Raw genomic sequence first — 7,229 nt, forward strand, 5'->3', positions numbered from 1 at the left:
AAGGGCGCCAGGAAGGACGAGAAGAAGGACGTCAGGAAGGGCGTCTGAAGGGCCTCATGGAAGTAGCGCGCCGGATGCTTGCCGTGCCGCTTCCCGTGGCTCAGATCTCGGAGCTCACGGGGCTGACTTCCCATGAGATCGACGCCCTGAAAAAAGACGCGCACGCCGGCTTGGCCCAGCCTTGACGACCTCAGCGTCCGGGAGCGACCGACCCCATCCGCCATTCAAAGCAAGAGGGCCGACCCCAGGTCGGTCCTCTTTTCGTCCACAGGTTTGCAGCCTGCTCCGGCGTTTTTAGAGGTGATGCGTCCGCGAGCGATCCAGCGTTTCCAGGTTGCGGGGCTCCTTCTCCTCCGCCGGGTATCCGCCGGCGATCGCGCAGAGGATGGAGAGATCGGGGTCGATGCCCAGGATGCGGCGCACCGCCTCCTCCGACGTTTCCGCTCCGCAGGGCCTCTGGAAGATCTGGACCCAGCACGCGCCGAGGCCCATCTCCACGGCCTCCAGCAGGATGAACGCGGCCGCGGCGGAGGCGTCCTCCCTCCAGACGTCGCTGTTTCTGTGCCGGCCCGTCACGAGGATGGCGAGCGGCGCCGTCCTCAGCGAGGAGGCGGCCATGCCGTCGCGGCATTGGGCGAGCCGCTCGATCTTCGTCTTGTCCGTGACGGCGAAGAACTCCGTGCACAAGGAGTTCTTTCCCGTCGGGGCGACGAGCCCCGCATCCATAAGGCGGGCGATGTCCCCGTCTTCCACCTTCCTGTCCGTAAACTTCCGAATGCTGCGGCGACGCCGCATGGCCTCCAACATCGATAAACACCTCTTCAAAAGATCGGGCCGGACGAGCCGGTTGTATTCGGTGCGGCCCTTTGATAAAATCAAGGATATCTTAGCACATGTTCTTCAAGGAGGAAGACGCGATGAACGTCAACGGTTACGATCGACTGGGGCAGGCTGGGCTCGAGCTGATGCAGAAATCCATGAACACGGCAAGGGCGGCGGCGGAGGATATCGCCTCCGGCAGCCTCAACCCCATGGACGTGGCGAAGTCGGCCATGGACCTGAGCCAGGCCAAGGTCCAGATGAAGCTGGGGGCCTACCTGATCCGGACGCAGCAGGAGCTCATGGAGTCCACCCTGGAGGTCTTCGGCGTCGGCACGAAGCTCGACCGCAGGTATTGAGCCACGAGGCTGAGAGAGCCTCGCGGTCCGTCCCCCGAGGCGGGAGAGGTGAGGGTTATGGCGTTTTGGATTGACGCTGTTCTGCTGCCGGGCGCTGCGCGGGTTCTTGCGGGCGCCCTTTCCGTCGCTTCCAGGCAGGTCCGGCCCGCGCGGTCCGGGCGCGCCGGCTAACGAGGCCCGCCATGCAGAGCACCTTTGACATCTTCAGGGTCGGCATCGGTCCGTCGAGTTCGCACACGATGGGCCCCATGCGCGCCGCGCTGCGCTTCCTCGATGAGCTGAGGGCCATGGGCCTCATGGAGCGGGTCGGCGGCGTCCGCTGCGACCTCCACGGCTCCCTGGCCTTGACGGGGAAGGGGCACATGACGGACCGCGCCGTGCTGTTGGGGCTCTGGGGCGTCAAACCGGAGGAGGCGGACCCGGACGTCATTCAGGAGTTCGTGGGCCTCGTGGACCGCACCCGTCGGCTGCCCCTGGGGGCCTTCCCCCGTCTGGAGGACGAGCGCTCCATCCCCTTCGACCCGGAGCGCGACTTCGCTTTTCTCCCAAAGCAACTGCCGCTGCACGAAAACGGCCTCGTCCTGCACGCCCTGAGGCCCGACGGCACAGCGCTCCACTCGAACACCTACTACTCCATCGGGGGCGGATTCGTCGTGGAGGCGGCCCGCTTCGACGCGCCGGACGGCGTTTTCGGCGACGTGCCCTATCCCTACGCCTCGGCGGAGGAGCTGATCGCGGTCTGTGCAGAGCACGGCCTCTCCATCTCCACGCTGGTCCTGGAAAACGAGCGGGCGCTGCACCCCGGCGTTGACGTTCAGGACCACTTCGAGCACATCTGGGGCATCATGAGCGCCTGCATGGATCGCGGCATGAGGACGGAGGGCATCCTGCCGGGGGGGCTGCACGTCGCGAGGCGCGCCGCGCAGCTCCTGCGGGTGCTCTCCTCCGCCAGGCCCCTGTCCTCGGACCCCATGCAGATTTTGGACTGGGTCAACGTCTTCGCCCTGGCGGTGAGCGAGGAGAACGCGGCGGGCGGGCGCATGGTGACCGCCCCCACCAGCGGCGCCTGCGGCGTCGTCCCCGCTGTGCTGGAGTACTACAACCGTTACGTCCGCTCCACGACGCCGGAGGACCGCACGCGCTACCTCCTGACCTGCGGCGCCATCGGCCTGCTGTTCAAGACCAACGCCTCCATCTCAGGGGCGGAGGTGGGCTGTCAGGGAGAGGTGGGCGTCGCCTGCTCCATGGCCGCAGCGGGGCTGACGGAGCTGTCGGGCCGCAGCCCGCGCCAGGTGACGACGGCGGCAGAGATCGCCATGGAGCACTGCCTCGGCATGACCTGCGACCCCATCGCGGGGCTGGTGCAGGTGCCCTGCATCGAGCGCAACGCCGTCGCGGCGGTGAAGGCCATCAACGCCGCCCACATGGCCATGCACCGCAGCACCCCGCCCCTCATCAGCCTGGACGAGGTCATCGCGACCATGTACCAGACCGGAAAGGACCTCAGCGCGAAGTACCGCGAGACCTCTCAAGGCGGACTGGCCGTCCAGCCCCGTAGGACGGCGCGGTGATCGTGGGACCAAAAAAAAGAGAAGCGGGCCTGGAGAAAACCCTCCAGGCCCGCTCTTTTGCCAGCGCGATGTGCTACCTTCGCCGGCCCCCCACCGCAAGCAGGACCGTGAGGCCCCACCCCAACGTGCCGAGGCCCGTCGCGTCACATCCAGCGCCCCCTGAGGAAGAGGCGTCGCCCGCGTCCCCGACGCGCTCGTCGTACTCCGTCCGAGGCGCCTCGGCGGCCAGCTCCGGGTGCGCGGCCTGATAGTCCAGCGCTCCCCCCAAATCCAGGAAGCGCCCCCCGGCCACTTTGCCCATGAGGACCGACTTCGCCGCCGCACCCTGGAGCAGCGCCGTCCGGACCTGATACGCCGTTCGGGCGGGGTCCGCGGCCTTCAGCAACGCCGCCGCCCCCGCCACGTGGGGGGCCGCCATGGAGGTGCCGCGCATCACGGCCATCACGGTTCCGTCTTCGGCGCGGGTGGAGTTCTCGAAGGCGGCGATCGTCGTGCTGAGGATGGGCACGCCCGGAGCCGAGATGTCCACGAAGTCGCGGCTCCAGTTGCTGAAGCGCGCGAGGGAGATGTCCCGCGAGGACGCCCCCACGACGATCAGATTGTGGATTCCTTTGTAGGAGGAGCCGTAGACGTAATCGCCCCTGTCGTACTCCGGCTTGCCGTCCGCGCCCTTCGGACCGTCCGCCGGCGCGGGGACGCCCACCTCAAGTCCGTTGTTTCCGGCGCTCGTGACGATCACGGTCCGGTTCAGGGAGTCCAGCGCCTTGAACGCGCGCCATATCGGGTCTTTCCGCTGGTTTGCCAGCGTTGGGACCATGGGGGACAACCAGTTGAGCGACAGGTTGACGGCCGCCACCTTCAGGCTGGCGTCCTCCTTCAGCAGTTTTGTCAGGAAGTTGAGCGCGTCCACGATCCCGCTTCCAGGTCCCGTCCCATCCGGCCCCATGGCCCTGAGGGAGATGAGCCCCACGCTCCAGTTCACGCCCACCACGCCCCTGCCGTTGTTCCCCACGGCGCCGATGGTGCCGGCCACGTGAGTGCCGTGTCCGTTTCGGTCCGCGTAGGCCTCCGGGTCCGCCTTGGAGGCGCCGGCGTCCTTGTAGAAGTTGCGGCTCAGGTCGCGCCTGAAGTTGGAAGTCAGCTCCAGCGCCGTATCATCGATGCCCGTGTCCAGGACGGCCACGCAGACGTCCCCCCTGCCCGTCGTCGTGTCCCACGCCTCCGGCGCACGGATGGCCTTGAGGTTCCAGAGGGCTCCCGTTAGATAAAACGGGTCGTTCGGCTCCGTGACGGACGTCCGCGCGATGTAGTTGGGCGACGCGGCCAGGACGTCCGCCCGCTTCAGGAGGCGCTCCGTCAGCGCCTCCGGGGAGAGGGCATCGGACTTGAGCAGGACGAAGACGCCGTTTCCCGCCTCGGAGAGCTCCGCGTAGGTTTCCTCCACGCGCGCTCCAACGGCGGCGGCCAGCGACGCCGCGCGAAACGCCTCCCGCCCTAGGTGCAGGGACGACGCCACGACCTTCGTGCCCTCCTCGCCCTTGAAGACCGCCAGGACCTCCCCCGGGACGTGCCGGGCAGCCGCGGCCGGACCGGCGAAAGCGCAGGCTGCCACAAGTGCGGCGAGCCACAGAAATACCCTTCTCATTCAAGACCTCCTCGCCAAAGCCGGTCCGCGGCGCACAAAGGCGCGGCGCGGACGTCAGACGTACTGCTCCACCTGATCGTGAACGATGACCTGCGAGTTCAGGTCGTCGATGATCGGACGCTGAACGTACACGGGCTCCTTGACGTGCTCCAGCTGGACCTCAAGGTGCTTTCGGACGATCCCGTGCTCCAGCCGGTCGACGTACCCGGACACGTTCACCGACGTGCGCGTCTGCTGGATGACCTGCATCCCTGTTTCACCTCCATAAGGAAAACTCTGCCCCCGTGCCGGGGGCCGTTGTACCCTCTCGGATTTTCATTTTATAACAGCGGCGCTGAATTGCAAAGTGCCGTCCTCCGACGGCCCCTACCTGGGCACGAAGGCGCCGACGCCCCAGCCCGCCCCGCCGTCCCCACGCTCATAGAGCAGGTCGAGGCACGCATCCGCCAGAGCCTGGAGGCTCGATATCTGTCGGTCCGGGGGCAGGCCCGCAGCCGCGTAGGCCAGGGGCAGTTCCGTGCAGGCCGTCGCGATCGGGAGGTCCCTCTCCCGCCACAGGGCCTCCACCACCTCCCTCAGGAGTTCCGCGGCGCGCCTCCTATCCCCGGCCTTCACGGCACGCAGGCTCTGCTGCACGCACTCCTGCTGCTCCCTCGAAGGGCGGAGAAACAGGTAGCCCGCCTTCTCGGCGCAGGCGGGGTAGATGAGGCTCTTCTGGGTGCCGGAGGTCGCCACGAGCCACGCCCCCTCCGGGCTGGCGCGCCGGGCGGCGTTCACCGTCGCCTCCACGATGTGCACCAGCGGCACGGAGAGCTCCTCGCGAAAACGGTCGATGAAGAAGTGAGCCGTGTTGCAGGGGACGGCCAGGACCTCCGCGCCCCACTCCACCAACTGCAGCAGGTCCTTTCTGATCGCCGGCAGTGGGTCCGGGCCGAGGCCCATGATCCCGTCGCTGCGGTCCGGGATGTCGGGGTCCGACAGCAGGATCATGCGCGGGTGCTCCGCGTCGCTCGCTGCCGGCGCGCCCTCCGCAAGCAGGCGAAGGAACTCCGCGGCCGCGGCTGGCCCCATTCCCCCTAAGACCCCCAACGTCTTGTTCGGCTTACTCAACATGTTCGATCCCTCCGCAATCTAAAAGATCAAGGACAGCCCGTCGTGTGACCTCAAAGGACGCTCCAAGCCCTTTACCCTATTATACCGTCTGTTGCATCAGAACGGCAGAGAGGAGGAGATGGGCGGGAACGGTTAGCGACATCCCGGCTCTTTTTGGTCCCTCTTCCAGAAGGTACAAAAGCCTGCTATGACTGCCTTATCTCCCTTTCAAGGGAGGCTTTGCCCTCCAAAAAACGTGCTAGAGCGGCGCCCCTGAGGCGCCGCTCTCGCTTCTTTCGCTTCTGTCAGGTTGGGCCTCAGGAGAGGCCCGCCTCGTCTGTCTTCGGACTACGCCTTCCGCTTCAGCAGGAACGCCGCCCCAAGGGCCAGTGCCAGTCCGCCGACACCCGCGTCGCACCCGCCGCCGGAGCTGCCCTTCTTGCCATCATTCTTACCGTCATCGGGCTTTTTGCCGTCGTCAGGCTTCTTGCCATCGTCGGGCTTCGCGGTCATTATGGCCTTCAGCTTCTTGTTCACCGGGATCGAAGTCGTAACGGTCTTGCCGTCCTTTGTCACCGCCACAAGCACGTTTTTGATCTCCGCCGTGCCCGAGTCGATATCGGCCTTCGCGGCCCTGCACGTCAGCCTTAAGGTGTACTTCGTGCTCGCCGCGATGGAGGGCATGGCGCTCGCGACGACCTTGCCGCCGCTGTCCAGCAGCTCGGCCTTCGGCTTCTCCTTCAACCCGGAGGCGACCACATCCAGGGACTTCGGCGTCCCGTCAAGCGTCAGCGCCGCCGTGAGCTGGACGGTCATATTCCCCTGAGCGTCCGGAGAGGCGATGATCTTCGAGCCCCAGGTCGCCGAGTCGATGCTCGGGGCCGCGGGCGTGTCGCTGGCCCCGGTCTTCAGGTCCACGGTGACAGAGCCCTTAAGAGGTGCGCTCGCGTTTTCGGCGGTCACCTTCAGCGTCCCGCTCGTGAAACCAGCGCCCAGCGTCACCTTGAAGGACGCGGTGCTCTGGGTGCCGGACTCGCGGCTGACGGAAACGGAGCCAGGAGCGACGACGTTCACAAGCTCATAGCCCCAGCTATCCGGTTTCACGGACACGCCACCCGAAACCTTGACGTTCACACGGCGCTCGTTCCCCGAGCCCGTTACCTCCGCCGTCAGCACGGGGGCGGTGAAATCCTTCTTCACGGTGAGGACCAGCTTTTTGTTGGACGCCGTAAGCGGCTCCACCTTCCAGAAATCGTTTTCCGCCGGATCGCCCGTGACCGTGTGAGTGCCGGTCACCGTGTCGGCCTCCAGCAGGGTGACCGTCTGCCCCTTCTTCAGGGCGGTCTTCCAGGTGGTGGGGACCTCCATGACCAGGTCAGCAGTACCGAGATCGAGCTCCTTCACTTTCAGAACCCGATCATTCGGCGCCTCGTCAACAACCCTGATCTTCGAGGCAGCGTTCTCCGTTTTCAGCTTCAGGTTCGTGTAGCTCCCGCTGGGCAGGGTCAGGGCGCCGCCCCCGGTGCTGGTGCCGAACGTCGCCGTAACCGTCCCGGAGAGCAGCTCTTTGCCCTTCACACGGAGATCGGACCCCGCACCCACATTCACATTCCAATTCTCGTTTGACCCGCCGTTGACGGTCAGGGGGGAAGTTCCCTTCAGGTTAAGGGTCGCGCCGGAGGCAGGCCGCAACTGTCCGATGGTACTCTCTCCGCCCGCGGTGGTGACCTCAAGAGGATTCGT

Annotated in this window: 7 protein-coding genes; 2 read left to right on the top strand and 5 right to left on the bottom strand. The window is 66.3% G+C overall.

Features of this window, described 5'->3' with window-relative positions; genetic code table 11:
- Positions 1 to 294: 294 nt before the first annotated feature.
- Entirely contained in the window at positions 295 to 807 is a 513-nt protein-coding gene (locus tag Q0629_RS07875) for a nitroreductase family protein (protein ID WP_298781077.1), read from the bottom strand.
- Between the two features lie 110 nt (positions 808 to 917).
- On the opposite strand from Q0629_RS07875, the gene Q0629_RS07880 reads away from it, so the two are divergent.
- Both Q0629_RS07880 and Q0629_RS07885 read left to right on the top strand, forming a co-directional pair.
- On the top strand, positions 918 to 1,178 hold the full coding sequence (locus tag Q0629_RS07880; RefSeq protein WP_298781079.1) for a hypothetical protein: 261 nt from the start codon (positions 918 to 920) through the stop codon (positions 1,176 to 1,178).
- Positions 1,179 to 1,360: 182 nt separating this feature from the next.
- Positions 1,361 to 2,749: an L-serine ammonia-lyase gene (locus Q0629_RS07885; RefSeq protein WP_298781082.1), complete on the top strand. Its 1,389-nt coding sequence runs from the start codon at positions 1,361 to 1,363 to the stop codon at positions 2,747 to 2,749.
- A 73-nt stretch (positions 2,750 to 2,822) separates the two neighbouring features.
- Here the strand turns inward: Q0629_RS07885 and Q0629_RS07890 are convergent, their stop codons facing one another.
- The 4 genes from Q0629_RS07890 to Q0629_RS07905 all read right to left on the bottom strand — a co-directional run.
- Complete coding sequence (locus Q0629_RS07890) at positions 2,823 to 4,394, bottom strand: S8 family serine peptidase (RefSeq protein WP_298781085.1); 1,572 nt, start codon at positions 4,392 to 4,394, stop codon at positions 2,823 to 2,825.
- A 54-nt stretch (positions 4,395 to 4,448) separates the two neighbouring features.
- Positions 4,449 to 4,643, bottom strand: coding sequence for a hypothetical protein (locus Q0629_RS07895; protein ID WP_015556090.1), 195 nt, complete (start codon positions 4,641 to 4,643; stop codon positions 4,449 to 4,451).
- A gap of 117 nt (positions 4,644 to 4,760) precedes the next feature.
- The gene (locus Q0629_RS07900; protein ID WP_298781089.1) at positions 4,761 to 5,507 is read right to left on the bottom strand and encodes an amino acid racemase; all 747 of its coding nucleotides are present in this window, start codon (positions 5,505 to 5,507) and stop codon (positions 4,761 to 4,763) included.
- A gap of 327 nt (positions 5,508 to 5,834) precedes the next feature.
- The coding region (locus Q0629_RS07905; RefSeq protein WP_298781092.1) for a hypothetical protein at positions 5,835 to 7,229 on the bottom strand (1,395 nt) is incomplete at its 5' end.

Origin of the sequence: uncultured Fretibacterium sp., assembly GCF_938030725.1 — a bacterium.
Taxonomy (GTDB): Bacteria; Synergistota; Synergistia; order Synergistales; family Aminobacteriaceae; genus Fretibacterium.

What these genes read in the sequence shown, in the direction of transcription:
- Q0629_RS07895 (WP_015556090.1), bottom strand. Translation starts at nt 4,643, where the DNA reads ATGCAGGTCATCCAGCAGACGCGCACGTCGGTGAACGTGTCCGGGTAC.
- Q0629_RS07875 (WP_298781077.1), bottom strand. Translation starts at nt 807, where the DNA reads ATGTTGGAGGCCATGCGGCGTCGCCGCAGCATTCGGAAGTTTACGGAC.
- Q0629_RS07900 (WP_298781089.1), bottom strand. Translation starts at nt 5,507, where the DNA reads ATGTTGAGTAAGCCGAACAAGACGTTGGGGGTCTTAGGGGGAATGGGG.
- Q0629_RS07890 (WP_298781085.1), bottom strand. Translation starts at nt 4,394, where the DNA reads ATGAGAAGGGTATTTCTGTGGCTCGCCGCACTTGTGGCAGCCTGCGCT.
- Q0629_RS07880 (WP_298781079.1), top strand. Translation starts at nt 918, where the DNA reads ATGAACGTCAACGGTTACGATCGACTGGGGCAGGCTGGGCTCGAGCTG.
- Q0629_RS07885 (WP_298781082.1), top strand. Translation starts at nt 1,361, where the DNA reads ATGCAGAGCACCTTTGACATCTTCAGGGTCGGCATCGGTCCGTCGAGT.